Below are 14078 nucleotides of genomic sequence, written 5' to 3'. Positions count from 1 at the left end.
TTTTTAAATTGCTTTTAATATATATTCACTCATTTGACTTTTTAGTCTGTCGATAGAGAAATTTACCTCGACACCTAAATCATCTAACTCAACTTTTACACCGTTGTATTCGCTCTTTGAGCCATTAAGCTTGATCTTAGAGTCAAATTTCTTAGAGAAATTCTCTTCCAAAGCTTTCAGCTGCTCAGCGCTTAGATCAAAATTTCCAACAACTTCGCCGCGATATGTATTTTCAAGCAAAGATTGCTCTATCTTCATCTCGTCTAGTATCGCAGGTATAAGCTCTAGTCTTTTGTTCGCACCAAGAAGCTTTATAAAATTTTCAAATTTAGCATCTTGATTTTTAACCAAAGATAGTACAAATTCAACCTTTCGTGAAGCCTTTAATGTTGGCAAACTTATAATGCTTTTAAATTTATCGCTAGCAAAAGCAGCAGCTAGCTCTGATAAATTTTCGACAAATGCATTAAGCTCATTGGACTTTACGTCGCTTAAGATCGCTTTTACGTATTTTTTAGCTACTACTTCATTCATTAGCTAACCTTTTTAAGTATGATATTTACAAGCTCTTTTTGATCGACTTTTAGGCTATCACTTGAGAAGATATCGCTCAAAATTTCATTTACAACGCCTTTTGTCATCTTGCGCTCTTCAAATTCTTTTTGCTCTTTGTAACTCTTTTGGAGGTTTGCTATATCATTTTGAGTATCGCTTTTAACCCTAGCAGCTGAATTTAAAGCCTCTTTTTTAGCAGTTTCGATTAGGGAATTTGCATTTTGTTTAGCTTCCTCAACACGTTTTAGAGCATCATCTTTTTTGGCTTTAGAATCGCGTAGCTTTTCTTGGATACTTTCAAGCTTATTTGCGATCCTGTCAATTCTGCTTTGATAAAGAGCTTTTAGTGGCTTAGCTGCAAAATATACCAAAATAGCAAAGAAAAGTAAGAAGTTTAGCGTTCTCTCGACTATGTCGTAGTTTGTTCCGCCATGTCCACTAGCATAAGCTAGAAATGGAAGTGCTAGAAAAAATAAAATTTTTATCTTCATAAAATTCCTTTAAATTTTAGAGAGCTTGGCATTTAAAGCCGCTCTAAGTTCAGGTAGTTTAGCTGATAGATCTGCCTTTAAGTTATCTTTTTGAGAGCTTAGAGCATTTAAAAATTCATTGTAATCAGCCTCTAAACTAGTTTTTACAGCATTTACTTCTTTTAAAGACTCTTCTTTTGCCAAATTTAAGGCTTCTTGCCTTATTTTATTGGCCTCAGTCCTTGCGTTTAATATAATCTCTTCAATCTCTTTTTCATGAACGCTTAGATCACTTGCATTTTTGCTAGTACTCTCTTCATCATTTTTTATAGAAGCATTTCTGTCATCTATAAATTTGAGCATTGGCTTATACAGCAAGGAATTCAAAATAGCGATCAATACCAAGAAAACGATAGCCGTTAAAAGCATCAATGGCACATCTATTTCTAACATCCACTCTCCTTATTTTATCATTAAGTTTTATTTAATATTCAAATTAAAGTCTGATTTTACAATAAATTACTAAAAATAAAAATAAATTTGTAATTCTATTTTAGCCTAGAAATAAATTCTTCCACCTGTGAAATATTATTAAATTCTAAAACTAGATTGCTAGATTTTACTTTTGCTTTTATCTTTAAATTTTTAAAAATTTCTTGTAAATTTAATAATTTTTTGCCCATTTCCTCAGAATTTTTGGCTTTTTGTCTTTTATCTCTTCCTTATTTTTTATCTTTTTTACTAAAATTTCTGTATCTCTAACGCTTAGCTTTTGACCAATTATCGTATCAACAACCATCTTTTCTTCTTCGGCGCTAAGCCCAACTATAACTTTAGCGTGGCCTTGCGTGAGCTTGTCTTCTTGTAAAAGTTTTTGCGTGTAGTCGCTAAGAAGTAAAAGCCTCATCGTATTTGTTATTTGTGTTCTACTTTTATGAATGATATTTGCCAAGCCATCTTGTGTGATCTTATACTCATTTATGAGCTCTTTATACGACTTTGCAAGTTCGATTGGATTTAAATTTTCACGTTGGATATTTTCGATAAGCGCAAGCTCTCTTAAATTTTGAGACTTGATATCAGCGATGATCGCCTTTATCTTGCTTGCTCCAAGCATCTTTGTAGCGCGGTATCTGCGCTCACCAGCTATTAACATATAGCCATCATCTTTTTTGATAACGATTATTGGCTGGATCAGTCCGTGTCTTTTGATGCTGGCACTTAGCTCTTTTAAAGCCTCTTCATCAAAATGCGTTCTAGGCTGGTATGGATTTGGTAAAATTTCATCTATATTTATCTCTTCGACCATCTCAGAGTCATTTAAATTTGCGATCTCTTTACTGTAGGCTTGCTCTACATCTTCAAGTATCGCACTAAGTCCACGCCCTAATCCACCTTTTTTAGCCATTTTTTTCCTTATTTTTTAGTTTAAAATACAATATGCCAAATTTTGATATGCGATCGAGCCTGGTGATTTTATATCATAAAGTATCACTGGCTTACCAAAACTTGGGCTTTCAGCAAGTTTCACATTTCTTGGAACGACCACAAATTCCTCTTTGCTGTCCTTACTCTTAAAGAGCTTATTTTCAAAATGCTGCTTTAAATTTGCAATTGTCTCTTTTGAGAGATTATTTTGCGAACTAAACATGGTCGGTAAAAAGCCTTTTATATTTAGCTTTGGATTTATCGTTTTTTTAATAATCTTGACTGTATTTAGGATCTGCGCTAGCCCCTCAAGTGCATAAAATTCACATTGAATCGGGATGATAACACTATCACTTGCACTAAGAGCATTTATCGTAATGCTACCAAGTGCCGGAGGACTATCGATGATGATAAAATCATAATCGTTTACAACTTCTAAAATTTTATTTTTAAGGATTAGTTTATAATCCTTATTTTGATCGTTAAATTCTTGCTCAATGCCGACAAGTCCTATATTTGACGGAGCTAAAAAAAGTGTTGGGATCTCAGTTTTTAATACGATTTGCGAGAGCTTTTTTCTATCTGTTAAGACGTGATAGATGTTAAACTCATAGTCACTTCTGCTAAAACCAAGTCCGGTTGTCGCGTTTGCCTGCGGATCGATGTCTATTAATAATACTTTTTTTTCAGCAACCGCCAGTGATGCGGCTAAATTTACGGCTGTTGTAGTCTTGCCAACGCCGCCTTTTTGATTAGCTATTGTTATTATCTCGCTCATCTTAAAGAATATACCTTTTCCCCATTTAGTAAGATCGCTCCATCATCGCAAATTTCAGCATCCTGAAGCGAAACAGCTCTATTTGCAATATGCGTAATAAAACCTTTTGACTTGCAAAAGTCTATCCTAAATTTGCTAAAAATTGGCTTCCATAAAATCTTTTTATCAAGCATGCTAACAAAGCCCCAAACTAGCTCATCTACGCTAGTTTTTATGTCTAAAATGCCCGCATTTTCGGGCGCGCTAGCTAAATTTATCCCCATACCACAAATGTAAATTTCATCTACTTTATTTGTTAAAGTTCCGCCTATTTTGAGGCCATCTACGTAAAAATCATTTGGCCATTTTAGCCAGCACTTTGAGCCAAGCTCGCTCAAGACTTCACGCATCAGCATAGAAAAATATATCGAGATCGAGGGCGGAGGTATATCGCTTGGCAGCTCATCTTCGCTTATGCAAAATGACATAAATAAATTTCCGCCAAGTCCCTCCCAGCTGTTGCCGCGGCTGCCGATGCCTTTGGTTTGATTATACGCCACGACCATATACGGAGCTTTTATCTCGTCTTTTTTTAGGGCTTCTATCAAAAATTCCTGTGTCGAGGGTAGACTTTGAAAAAACTCTACTTTCAAATCACACCTTAAATTTATAGAAGTGATTTACCGGATTTTGTCCACCGCCGATGATGACCGCATTTTTGATAGCGTTAAAGATATAATCATGCGCATTTTTTACGCTTTCTTTTAGGCTAAGCCCATTTGCTAAATTTGAAGCTATAGCGCTTGATAGCGAGCAGCCTGATCCGTGAGTTGCGGTCGTTTTTATACGCTCATCGCTAAAAATTTCATATTCCTTGCCATCATAAAATATATCAAGCGACTTGCCATCAAGTTCGCCACATTTTAGATAGACGCTTTTTGTACCAAATTTCAAAAGCTCCTTGCAAGCCTCTTTTAGCTCGCTCTCGCCCTTTAGCTCATGCTTTAAAATTTCACGCGCTTCAAAGATATTTGGTGTGATCACGCTAGCAAGTGGGAAAAGCTCCTCCACGATCGCGTCTTTTGCAGCGCCCTCTAGCCAGATGTCGCCATTTTTACAGCTCATGACAGGATCAAGCACGACTGGCGGTAAATTTTTGATCTCTCTTAGCGTTTTTGCAACGCTTTTGATGATCTCAACGCTTGGGACAACGCCTATTTTTATCACATCAACTCTTATATCATCAAATATCGCTCTTATCTGATCCTCGATGAGCTTTGGCTCAACTAACTGCATGCCAAAGATGCCCTTTGTGTTTTGAGCAGTGACCGCAGTGATCGCTCCCATCGCATATACGCCGTGCGCTATAAAGACCTTTATATCAGCTAAAACTCCAGCCCCGCCACTTGGATCAACCCCTGCTATACTTAGTGCATTTTTCATAACCGCTCCTTTAAATTTATTTTAATTCATCGCCAACGCTAAGGCGCTTACCATTTATATATGCTTTTGCGTTTGTTGGCTTTTTGCTTGGCTCTTGAAGCTCGTAAATTTTGACCGCCCCATCCTTGCAAGCAACCACAACGTGATCTTTTTCTACGCTTAAAATTTCTCCACTTTTGCCACTTTTTTCGCTTAGCTCAAGCGATAAAATTTTTAGCCCACTTGCCAGATAAATCCCTGGCCAAGGCGTGAGCGCACGAAATTTATTATAAATTTGTCCTGCCTCTTCATCAAAGCTAAAAAGCCCATCACTCTTACTTATCTTTTTGCAGTGCGAGGCCTGCGCGTCGTCTTGTTTTTGTGGCTTTAAATTTTCAAAATTTTTAAGCACTTTTACGATTAGCTCGCCGCCAAGCTCACCTAGCTCGCCAAAAAGCTCGCTTGACATCTTGCTCTCGCAGGGCGTGTAGATGAAGTCTAGCATATCGCCAGTGTCAAGGCCAGCGTCCATTAGCATAGCTGTGACGCCAGTTTGCTTCTCGCCTGCTAGGATCGCGCTTTGTATAGGGCTTGCGCCTCTATATTTTGGCAAGATCGAGGCGTGTAAATTTATACAAGTCGCCACATCAAGCACACTTTGTGGCAAAATTTTGCCATAAGCTGCCACTACGATAAATTTAGGCTCAAATGCCTTTAGCTCGGCAACCACCGCCTCATCTTTTAGCGTATTTGGTGTAAAGACTGGCACGCTTAAAAGCTCATTTTGCGCATAAATTTTGACTTCACTTGGGGTTAAAATTTGCTTTCTGCCAACTGGCTTATCAGGCTGGGTAAAGACTGCTTTTATGTTAAAGCCAGCTTCTTTTAAATGCCTAAGTATCCTAACGGCATAATCAGGCGTCCCCATAAAAACTACATTCATCACTTTCCTTTAAATTTCAACGACTTTTATTTTGATCTGCGTTTTGCCTGCTTGGCGGCCAAGAGGCGCATGGATCTTTCTGCCAGCTAATCTTTTGCAATACTAAATTTCTTAACTCATTAACGCTAACTTTGCCACTACGATCAAGATCCAGCCTTTTAAATTCATCACTAGTGCATAGATCTGGCGCTATTTTTAGCATTGGTGGCGCCTTGCACGCCACCCACTCATCTAAATTTAGCGTTCCGTCACGATCTATGTCATTAAAATCTAAAAACATATACGCCGGATCCGCTGGATCACAGCTATATACACCAAGACAAAATAGCATAATGCAAAAAATTTCTTCATTTTATACTCTTAAAAATCTATGCCCAAAGCACTAAAAAGTCGCAACTCAAAGCTCTTTTTTTAGTAGCTCAAGAAGTGCGAATTTAAGCTCGTCGATATTCTCATTTGTCGCTGATGAGATCGGCAAAATAAAATATGGTTTTGAATGATCAAAGCTGAGTAAATCTTGTTTGTAGATAAATTTACCGTTTTGCTCTGGCTTTAGCTTTAAAAATTTCATAAATTCTTTTATATTTTCATCTAAATTTTCAGCCGCATCGACTCTGGTGATCGCGATAGCATAGTCCCTGCTAGCAAGCACACTTGAAAATTTAGCAACTTCTTCTTTTAGCACACTAAACTGCTCACTCATGCTTCTGTAGTTTGCGCTATCTATCATGAAAAGTAAAATTTTATTTCTCTCGATATGTTTTAGAAATTTAACGCCTAAACCGCGTCCATCGCTCGCCCCTTCGATGATACCAGGGATGTCAGCCATGACAAAGCCACTAAACTCATCAACCTCAACAAGGCCAAGCTTTGGTGTAAGCGTGGTAAATTCGTAGTTTGCAATCTGTGGTTTGGCGTTTGAGACGGCTGAGATGAGGGTTGATTTACCGACATTTGGAAAGCCAACAAGTCCCACGTCAGCTATCAGCTTTAGCTCGAGCCTAACCTCTACGCTCTCTTCTGGCATGCCCTTTTGAGCGTATTCTGGAGCTTGGTTTATAGAGCTTTTAAAGTGGAAATTTCCGAGTCCGCCTTTACCGCCCTTTAAAAACAGTGTCTTTTGACCCTCACTAACTATATCACAGAGTAGTTCATTTGTCTGTGCGTCATAAACAGCTGTGCCAGGAGGGACTATGAGTTCTAAATTTTCGCCCTTTTTGCCAGTCATTCGCTTGCCCATGCCAGCTTCACCATTGCCAGCCTTCATGGCTCTTTTACCCTTATAATTTGCTAAAGTATGGGTGTTGTTGTCACAAATAAAATAAACATCTCCGCCATCTCCGCCATCTCCGCCATCAGGACCACCTAAAATGACGTGTTTTTCACGGCGAAAACTCACAGCTCCAGCTCCACCATGCCCCGAACTTAGAGTCAATCTTGCACTATCTATAAACATTTTTTACCTTAAATTTTTTATTTGGATTATATCCAACTTTACTGAAATTAAATCGTGATATCTTGATTAAAATAAAGCAAATATAAACACCATGAAGCTCGAAATATAGAGTTGTGATTGATTTAAAATTTCTCTCAAACAGCTATTTGAAAAATTCTAAACACTAAATAAAAATTTTGATTTTTGAATAATTTTAAGAAAGAAAGGGGCGATTGCCCCTGGTATTATGCAGCTGGATAAACAGATACTTTTTTTCTGTTTTTATCGAGTCTTTCAAATTTTACAAAGCCGTCGACTAATGCAAAAATTGTGTGGTCTTTGCCAAGACCTACGTTATTTCCAGCGTGAGTTGCTGTTCCTCTTTGGCGGATGATTATATTTCCAGCACGAACGAACTCACCACCAAATTTCTTAACACCTAATCGGCGTCCGATACTATCACGGTTATTTTGGGTTGAACCCTGACCTTTTTTGTGTGCCATATCTTATCTCCTTAAGCTGCGATACTTACGACTTTTACACGTGTAAATTGTCTTCTAAAGCCGCGTTTTAGTTTTGAGTCTTTACGTCTGCGTTTTTTGTAGATAACTACTTTTTTGTCTTTGCCTTCATTAACGACCTCAAGAACAACTTTTGCACCCTTAACAAATGGCGCACCTACCTTTACTTCGCCGTCATTTACAGCTAAAACTTCTGTAATCTCAACGGTTGATTTAGCTTCAGCACTAAAGTGGTCTAGCTTAAGGTACTCGCCCTCGCTAACACGATATTGCTTGCCACCATGCTTAAATATAGCGTATTTTGACATACTCTACCTTTCTAAAATTTGGTAAGACCAAAAAGCACTTTTTTGCAAAAGATTTATGGAGCTTTATTGGTTGTAAGGTGTGAATGTTAGCCAAAAGTTTATAAATTCTACTTTAATGCCCCTGATTTTATGATCTCGTCGGCTAAATTTTTAATCATCGCATCGTGATCCAGAAAAAATGTTTTGTTATTTGGCAAATATGGCTGATATATCAGAGTTTTAGCTACTGGCGCATTTAAAATCACATTTATCAGTTCAAGCTCAGGCGGAAAAGTAAAATAAAGTTTTGGCTTGGGAATTTCATTTTGAAAGAGCCTTTTTGCGTAAAATTTACTGAAATTTTCGTTCTTTGGTAGCTTGATCTCTTTAAAGAGCTCAAACGGTAAAAAGTAGCGTGCCAAAGCGTGAAGTCCGTGTGCGAAAATATAAAGCCTTTTTTCAAATTTAGGCGCATCTGTCCTGTCAAATGTGGAGCAAAATTTCTGCAAATGCCCACTCATGGCAGCCACATCTTTTTTATGCAGGGCAAGCACAAATTTAATCGCCTCTCTTTCGTTTGCTGGCTTTTTGGACTCTGCAAAATTGCGAGCTTTTTCTAGGGCAGGGGCAAGTAAATTTTCATCTTGCCAAAGCATCGCCGTTAGCAGATCATGCATAACGCATAGAAATTTATAGCCGTTTTTGCTAGGTGGCAGGCCTTTTGGAAAGATCCTTGCCATACTATCTGTGTCGCCACAAGCGATAGCAAAAAATGCCGGTATGAGCTTCTCGCACTGATCATATCCACCACTACATCCTGGGAGTAAATTTAGCTTAGCGTATTGAAAAATGAGATCATTTAGTGCCTCGGCGTTGCCATCAGCTAGGCACTTTTCAAGGCAAAAGTCGTAGCGTCTAGCTCTTGAAAAAGAGAGTAATCGTATGAGCTCACATAAAAAGTCGTATTCGTTTAAATTTTTCTCTTTTATTTCAGTGTAAATCATCGCATACTCGTCTAAAAGTAGCTCTTCGTCGCTTTTTGGTGGTTTTTTGGCTCTAAAAATGTTAAACAAGCCTTCTAAAAATGACATTTTGCGTGCTCCTTATTTTTGCTAATTTTAGCCAAAAACGCCTAAAACGGCTTAGTTTTTTTGAATTGCAAAAGTTAAATTTAGCGGATAGTTTAACCGCATTTTGGCTATAATCGCCCCAAATTTAAGCGAGCTTAGGACAAAGATGGCAGGCGAAGATCAGGAAAAAACCGAAGAAGCGACCCCAAAAAAGATAGAAGACGCCAAAAAGGACGGCAATGTCCCCAAAAGTCAGGACCTAGCTGGGTTCGTGACCCTTGTCATTGCTATTGGCGTACTACTTGCGATGCTAAATTTTATGAAAGAACAGATCATCTCACTTTATATATACTATTCAAAATTTATCGGTCAGCCACTTACCTTGCCAACTGTAAAAATGATCGTCGTAAATACCTTTGCAAGGTCACTTCTTATGATACTTCCAGTTTGTATCTGTGTGGCGATCGCTGGTGTCATCGCAAATGTAATGCAGTTTGGATTTATCTTTACCACAAAGCCTATAATGCCAAATTTTGGCAAGATAAACCCGCTAAAAGGGCTAAAAAATTTATTCTCGATGAAAAAAGTGATAGACAGCATTAAGATCGTGCTAAAAGTTAGCATCGTCTTTGGTGTTGGATTTTATTTTTTCTTGCAGTTTATAAAGGAGCTGCCACACACGCTCTTTTTTTCTATGTTTGATCAGCTTGCTTGGCTAAAAGAAAAGCTCATCATTCTTGTTAGTGTCATGCTTTTTATTCTTTTTGTAATCGGACTTATCGACCTTCTCATCGTGCGTTTTCAATATTTTAAAGACCTTCGTATGAGCAAGCAAGAGATAAAAGATGAGTATAAGCAAATGGAGGGAGATCCTCAGGTAAAAGGCAGAATTCGTCAAGCACAAATGCGAGCGGCAAAAAGGCGAATGATGCAAAATATCCCACAAGCTGACGTAGTCATCACAAACCCTACTCACTACGCCGTGGCGATAAGATATGATAAAAGTCGTGACGAAGCACCGATAATACTTGCAAAAGGTGTTGATTTTTTAGCACTGCAAATCAAAAAAATAGCCGTTGAAAATGGTGTGCAAATTTATGAAAATCCACCACTCGCAAGAGAGCTTTATAAAATTTGTGAAGTCGATGATACGATACCAGCACATCTTTTTAGAGCCGTAGCCGAGGTGCTAAGCTTCGTTTATATGAGCAATAAACAAAAATTTAAAGATAAGCTTTGATAAATTCTGCTCTTGCCACTAGAAAATACTAGCAGCAAGAGAATTTATATACTATAGATATCCAAAAGCAGTTGCAAAAATATAGCCAAATATACAAGAGGATATAACACCAATAAGACCCGGAATGATAAAGCTGTGATTGATAACAAATTTACCAATATGTGTCGTACCACTTCTATCAAACTGAATAGCTGCAAGGTCGCTTGGATATGTTGGTAGGATGTAGTATCCGTAGCAAGCTGGCGCAAAAGCTAGAATGATAGCAGGATTAACATCGATATTTAATGCTAATGGCACAAAAGCAACCAAGGCTGCAGCTTGAGAATTTACAAATTTTGAGATAATCAAAAGCATAACCGCATAAGTCCAAGGGTGCTCTTTTACGATGCTTCCTAGCGCCTCTTTCATCATCGGAGTGTGTACTGCAAACATAGTCTCAGCCATCCAAGAGATTCCAAATACTGCAACAAGAGCGATCATACCTGATCTAAATATCTCGTTTTTACCGATCTTGCTAGCATCTGTTGGTGTAAAGATTAAAATGATAGCGCCTGTTAAAAGCATGAAAATTTGGATAACATGAACCATGCTTAGGCTTTTTGAAGATGCTTGTTTGTTGCTTATATTGATGTAAGCACCTTGAAATTCTTCTTTTGCGCCTTTTTCATTTATATATGTTACTGCGCCATCAGCCGTGCGAGTAAGAGTTTGATTTGCATCTTTGCCGATGATTTTGACTGATTGAGCTTTTTGATTAGCATTTAGCTTATCGTTTGCTACTTTTAACTCAGCCGCCTCTGTTTGGATGCTAGCGTCTTTTATTTTTAAGGTTTTTAAGACTTTTTGCTCAGTTGGAAGGTTAGCTATTACTTGAACGACCGTTGCGTCTTTGTAAGTAGTCCAGCTTGGACGAAGATCTTTAAAATATCCAAGAAGCGCAACTACAAGGATAGAGCCTAAAAATATCCACATCGCAGCCCATTGATACCCAGGAAGCTTTTTGCCCAAAAGCGTCGCACTATCGCCATAAACATATTTTTTAAACTCAGGATCTTGAAGCTTTGCTTGAAATACTTCGTCTTTATCAAGATCTTTGCCTCTAAACCAGCTAAAAATTCCTACTGCTAAAACACCGCAAAATGTTGATGGAATCGTAATCTTTAAAAGATCTAAATACCCATCAAAGCCAGCTAGGTGAGTTTTAGCATTAATAAGAAAGCTTGTAAGAGTTACAACAGCAACTGAAACTGGGCTAGCTATGATGCCCATTTGTGAAGCTATTGAGCTTGCTGCCATTGGTCGCTCTGGGCGGATACCATTTTTGATAGCGATGTCATAAACGATAGGAAGCACGGTATAAACAACGTGTCCAGTTCCGCATAAAATAGTAAGCGTACATGTTACAAAAGGAGCCAAGATACTTACATATTTTGGATTTTTTCTAAGTATAGTTTCTGCTATTTGAAGCATAACATCAAGACCACCACTAGCTTGAAGCGTAGCACTTGCCACAACAACAGCAAGGATAGTTAGCATAACATCAATAGCTGGCTTACCAGGCTCGATATTAAATCCAAAAACGAGGACTATAAGACCGATACCGCCTAGCATACCAAGTGCGATACCGCCTTTTTTAGCTCCGTAGAACAAACAGATAAGGACGATGAGAAGCTGGATAGCAAACTGCATGCCTTCACTTAAATTCATGAGAAAATCCATGAAACCTCCTAAGTTAATACAAATTTAATCAAGATTATATCTCTTATGGATTTATATTAAACTTATATTTTAAGGATGATTTGATACAAATATAACATTTTGATTAATAAGGCTTATTTAGGATAAAATTTATAAGATTATCTCTTACAAATTTTTTATTTGATCTTGAAGATTTTATTTGTCTTAGAATATATAAAATAAAAATAGCATTGTTATATTTTAAATTTATTAATAACAAAAATTTATTTAAATTTTATAAATAACCTAGAAGTCTTGTAAATACAAAATTTAATAGAACTAAGAGAAAAAGGATTGATGTTTAAGGAAAGTTTAAATGGTGGTTAGAGGCAGAATCGAACTGCCGACACGCAGATTTTCAGTCTGCTGCTCTACCGACTGAGCTATCCAACCACTCGTTAAAGAAAGTCAGATTATACATGTTTAATATTTAAAGCAAGTTTAAAATACACACTTTTTTAAATAAAATAAGTTATGTTTTTCTATTTTGACTTGAAATATAAAAGAAATTCTACAAAGCAAATAATAAATTACGAGCTTAAGTAAGCTTGTAATTTATTTTAGTGTATATGAAATAGGAAAGCGCAGATAACGATCTTGTTTAGGCTTTGGAAACTCAGAACTTGCTCTTTGAATATTTTCTAAAGCACCATTATCAAGCGACTCAAAACCAGAGCTTTTACTAACTTTAAGTTCATCTATACTGCCGTCTTGTTTGAGTAAAAACCTAACTTCTACAACTCCTTGATGTTTCATACGTCTAGCATTATTTGGATAACTTTTATGCCTCTTAACTGCGATTATAACCTTCGTAAAATCTTCATCACCTTGTGAATTTGATAAATTTAGCTCAGGTGTTACATTTTGAACTGGAGCTGCAGCGATAGACTTGTTATTGGCTGGCAAATTTGTATTTACACTGGCTGGCTGTACAATAGGCTGCACTGGCTGAGCAATTACCGGTTCAGGCTTAGGCTCTATTTTTTTCTCTTTTTTAGGCTCTACTTTTTTTATTTCACGCTTTGGTTTTTCCACTTTTTTAGGTTCAGGTTTTGGTTCTGGCTTTGGTTCTGGCTTTGGCTCAGGTTTTGGAGGTTCTGGCGGTGGTGGCGGGGCTGGTGGAGTTGGCTCTGGGATAAGCATTTGCTCCGCTATTTGAGGTGCTGAGACTTGTGGCACTGGAGTAAATGAATTAAGAGCTATTTTTATCGGTTTTTGCTCACCTATTTTTATCTCATCAAAATTATGTGAAAGTAAAAAATATACTGCTGCTCCATGCACTATAAGCGAAACAGCTAAGCCGCTGTAATTTGAAATTTTATTCAGAGATTGTTTGGATTGCAAAATTTTCGTGGCCCTTCTCTTTTAATATATCAATTACTTTGACAAAGCTATCAAATTTCGAATTTTTATCGCTTTTTAGTTCGATCAATGTCTTTATATCAACCGCATTTAGCTTATCTTTGAGTTCGTTCTCAGAAATTTCTACATCATCTATAAAAAATTTATTATCCTTATCAATTACTACGTTTACCTTTTTATCGTCCTCTTTACTTTGCTCAGCACTGTTTGCACTTGGAAGATCAATAGCTATCTTGCCTTGAGCAATAAAAGTCGAAATACTAAGCACGATGGCGAGCAAAACAAGCATAATATCAATAAATGGGACAATATTTAACCCATCTTTTTTATTTAGACGCATTTTCAGCCTTGTATCTATTTAGCATTACATCTACTTTTCTGACAAAACCATTGTAAATCATCAAAGTTGGTATCGCCACAAGTAGTCCAAAAGCAGTTGCTTTTAGCGCAAGAGAGAGGCCGACCATTATGCTTTTAGTATCGATTCCGCCTGCAATACCCATATCATAAAATGTGATCATAATGCCAGCAACTGTACCAAGAAGTCCTACATATGGTGCATTTGAATAGATAATGTAAAGCGTGGTTAAATTTTTGGTTAGTGCCTCTTCAAGCGCTTCGATACTTTTGTAGCCTTTTATATCAACGCGTGAATAAAAAATAATACGCTCAATCGTATACCAAAGTACAAAAAAACTCATAATGCCTAAAATCGCAATAATTACGTGATCAATGTGATGTTTAATTAGCTCCATAATACCTTCTTAGTAAAAATTTTTGCGTGATTATAGCTATATTGATAACCAATGTCAAATATTTAGTAAAAATGTAATCAAATAAAAACTAAAATT

At 37.2% G+C, this 14078-nt stretch carries 17 protein-coding genes, 1 tRNA gene and 1 pseudogene; 1 reads left to right on the top strand and 18 read right to left on the bottom strand.

The features are described 5' to 3' along the window. Positions 1–3: 3 nt before the first annotated feature. The 13 genes and pseudogenes from CVT17_RS02285 to CVT17_RS02225 form a co-directional block, all read right to left on the bottom strand. On the bottom strand, positions 4–534 hold the full coding sequence (locus tag CVT17_RS02285) for a F0F1 ATP synthase subunit delta (RefSeq protein WP_084041258.1): 531 nt from the start codon (positions 532–534) through the stop codon (positions 4–6). After that, positions 534–1046: a F0F1 ATP synthase subunit B gene (locus CVT17_RS02280; protein ID WP_107769713.1), complete on the bottom strand. Its 513-nt coding sequence runs from the start codon at positions 1044–1046 to the stop codon at positions 534–536. Before CVT17_RS02280 ends, CVT17_RS02285 begins: the two co-directional genes overlap by 1 nt. Before the next feature lie 9 nt (positions 1047–1055). Next, the gene (locus tag CVT17_RS02275; protein WP_087579661.1) at positions 1056–1478 is read right to left on the bottom strand and encodes a FoF1 ATP synthase subunit B'; all 423 of its coding nucleotides are present in this window, start codon (positions 1476–1478) and stop codon (positions 1056–1058) included. A gap of 95 nt (positions 1479–1573) precedes the next feature. After that, positions 1574–2433: pseudogene (locus tag CVT17_RS02270) on the bottom strand (ParB/RepB/Spo0J family partition protein). A gap of 15 nt (positions 2434–2448) precedes the next feature. Further along, a complete protein-coding gene (locus CVT17_RS02265) occupies positions 2449–3231 on the bottom strand; it encodes a ParA family protein (RefSeq protein WP_107858591.1) in 783 nt (260 codons plus the stop codon). Continuing rightward, a complete protein-coding gene (locus CVT17_RS02260) occupies positions 3228–3863 on the bottom strand; it encodes a biotin--[acetyl-CoA-carboxylase] ligase (protein ID WP_107858590.1) in 636 nt (211 codons plus the stop codon). The genes CVT17_RS02265 and CVT17_RS02260 overlap by 4 nt, the downstream gene beginning before the upstream one ends. A 1-nt stretch (position 3864) precedes the next feature. Continuing rightward, positions 3865–4653: a bifunctional hydroxymethylpyrimidine kinase/phosphomethylpyrimidine kinase gene (gene thiD / locus CVT17_RS02255; protein ID WP_107858589.1), complete on the bottom strand. Its 789-nt coding sequence runs from the start codon at positions 4651–4653 to the stop codon at positions 3865–3867. A gap of 16 nt (positions 4654–4669) precedes the next feature. Further along, positions 4670–5575 (bottom strand): methionyl-tRNA formyltransferase, encoded by a 906-nt coding sequence (fmt, locus tag CVT17_RS02250; protein ID WP_107858588.1) that lies wholly within the window; start codon positions 5573–5575, stop codon positions 4670–4672. Between the two features lie 16 nt (positions 5576–5591). After that, on the bottom strand, positions 5592–5855 hold the full coding sequence (locus tag CVT17_RS02245; protein WP_196373576.1) for a hypothetical protein: 264 nt from the start codon (positions 5853–5855) through the stop codon (positions 5592–5594). A gap of 117 nt (positions 5856–5972) precedes the next feature. Continuing rightward, on the bottom strand, positions 5973–7031 hold the full coding sequence (obgE, locus tag CVT17_RS02240) for a GTPase ObgE (RefSeq protein WP_107769717.1): 1059 nt from the start codon (positions 7029–7031) through the stop codon (positions 5973–5975). Between the two features lie 224 nt (positions 7032–7255). After that, positions 7256–7513, bottom strand: coding sequence for a 50S ribosomal protein L27 (rpmA, locus tag CVT17_RS02235; protein WP_002942569.1), 258 nt, complete (start codon positions 7511–7513; stop codon positions 7256–7258). An 11-nt stretch (positions 7514–7524) separates the two neighbouring features. Next, positions 7525–7839 (bottom strand): 50S ribosomal protein L21, encoded by a 315-nt coding sequence (rplU, locus tag CVT17_RS02230; RefSeq protein ID WP_021090648.1) that lies wholly within the window; start codon positions 7837–7839, stop codon positions 7525–7527. A gap of 107 nt (positions 7840–7946) precedes the next feature. Beyond that, positions 7947–8909, bottom strand: a complete 963-nt coding sequence (locus tag CVT17_RS02225; RefSeq protein ID WP_107769718.1) for a hypothetical protein — start codon at positions 8907–8909, stop codon at positions 7947–7949. A gap of 145 nt (positions 8910–9054) precedes the next feature. On the opposite strand from CVT17_RS02225, the gene flhB reads away from it, so the two are divergent. Beyond that, the gene (gene flhB, locus CVT17_RS02220; protein ID WP_035167257.1) at positions 9055–10128 is read left to right on the top strand and encodes a flagellar biosynthesis protein FlhB; all 1074 of its coding nucleotides are present in this window, start codon (positions 9055–9057) and stop codon (positions 10126–10128) included. A gap of 51 nt (positions 10129–10179) precedes the next feature. Here flhB and CVT17_RS02215 read toward each other — a convergent pair whose 3' ends face one another. From CVT17_RS02215 to exbB, 5 genes are all read right to left on the bottom strand, one after another. Then, the gene (locus tag CVT17_RS02215) at positions 10180–11847 is read right to left on the bottom strand and encodes an anaerobic C4-dicarboxylate transporter (protein ID WP_072593834.1); all 1668 of its coding nucleotides are present in this window, start codon (positions 11845–11847) and stop codon (positions 10180–10182) included. Positions 11848–12182: 335 nt separating this feature from the next. Continuing rightward, a tRNA-Phe gene (locus tag CVT17_RS02210) sits at positions 12183–12258 on the bottom strand. A gap of 162 nt (positions 12259–12420) precedes the next feature. Then, complete coding sequence (locus tag CVT17_RS02205) at positions 12421–13209, bottom strand: energy transducer TonB (protein ID WP_107769719.1); 789 nt, start codon at positions 13207–13209, stop codon at positions 12421–12423. After that, positions 13184–13567, bottom strand: coding sequence for a TonB system transport protein ExbD (gene exbD / locus CVT17_RS02200; protein ID WP_107769720.1), 384 nt, complete (start codon positions 13565–13567; stop codon positions 13184–13186). Before exbD ends, CVT17_RS02205 begins: the two co-directional genes overlap by 26 nt. After that, positions 13554–13982 carry a TonB-system energizer ExbB gene (gene exbB / locus CVT17_RS02195; RefSeq protein WP_107769721.1) on the bottom strand — a complete coding sequence of 143 codons (429 nt, stop codon included), beginning with the start codon at positions 13980–13982 and terminating at the stop codon, positions 13554–13556. The genes exbD and exbB overlap by 14 nt, the downstream gene beginning before the upstream one ends. Between the last annotated feature and the right edge of the window lie 96 nt (positions 13983–14078).

Source organism: Campylobacter concisus, from assembly GCF_003048775.2.
GTDB classification, from domain to species: domain Bacteria; phylum Campylobacterota; class Campylobacteria; order Campylobacterales; family Campylobacteraceae; genus Campylobacter_A; species Campylobacter_A concisus_I.
The sequence above is the reverse complement of the archived record's forward strand: the minus strand, read 5'-3'. Positions and strand labels throughout refer to the sequence as shown.

Excerpts from the sequence above, each read along its gene's own strand:
- CVT17_RS02285 (WP_084041258.1), bottom strand. The coding sequence starts at position 534 with ATGAATGAAGTAGTAGCTAAAAAATACGTAAAAGCGATCTTAAGCGAC.
- CVT17_RS02280 (WP_107769713.1), bottom strand. The coding sequence starts at position 1,046 with ATGAAGATAAAAATTTTATTTTTTCTAGCACTTCCATTTCTAGCTTAT.
- CVT17_RS02275 (WP_087579661.1), bottom strand. The coding sequence starts at position 1,478 with ATGTTAGAAATAGATGTGCCATTGATGCTTTTAACGGCTATCGTTTTC.
- CVT17_RS02265 (WP_107858591.1), bottom strand. The coding sequence starts at position 3,231 with ATGAGCGAGATAATAACAATAGCTAATCAAAAAGGCGGCGTTGGCAAG.
- thiD (WP_107858589.1), bottom strand. The coding sequence starts at position 4,653 with ATGAAAAATGCACTAAGTATAGCAGGGGTTGATCCAAGTGGCGGGGCT.
- fmt (WP_107858588.1), bottom strand. The coding sequence starts at position 5,575 with ATGAATGTAGTTTTTATGGGGACGCCTGATTATGCCGTTAGGATACTT.
- CVT17_RS02245 (WP_196373576.1), bottom strand. The coding sequence starts at position 5,855 with ATGTTTTTAGATTTTAATGACATAGATCGTGACGGAACGCTAAATTTA.
- obgE (WP_107769717.1), bottom strand. The coding sequence starts at position 7,031 with ATGTTTATAGATAGTGCAAGATTGACTCTAAGTTCGGGGCATGGTGGA.
- rpmA (WP_002942569.1), bottom strand. The coding sequence starts at position 7,513 with ATGGCACACAAAAAAGGTCAGGGTTCAACCCAAAATAACCGTGATAGT.
- rplU (WP_021090648.1), bottom strand. The coding sequence starts at position 7,839 with ATGTCAAAATACGCTATATTTAAGCATGGTGGCAAGCAATATCGTGTT.
- CVT17_RS02225 (WP_107769718.1), bottom strand. The coding sequence starts at position 8,909 with ATGTCATTTTTAGAAGGCTTGTTTAACATTTTTAGAGCCAAAAAACCA.
- flhB (WP_035167257.1), top strand. The coding sequence starts at position 9,055 with ATGGCAGGCGAAGATCAGGAAAAAACCGAAGAAGCGACCCCAAAAAAG.
- CVT17_RS02215 (WP_072593834.1), bottom strand. The coding sequence starts at position 11,847 with ATGGATTTTCTCATGAATTTAAGTGAAGGCATGCAGTTTGCTATCCAG.
- exbD (WP_107769720.1), bottom strand. The coding sequence starts at position 13,567 with ATGCGTCTAAATAAAAAAGATGGGTTAAATATTGTCCCATTTATTGAT.
- exbB (WP_107769721.1), bottom strand. The coding sequence starts at position 13,982 with ATGGAGCTAATTAAACATCACATTGATCACGTAATTATTGCGATTTTA.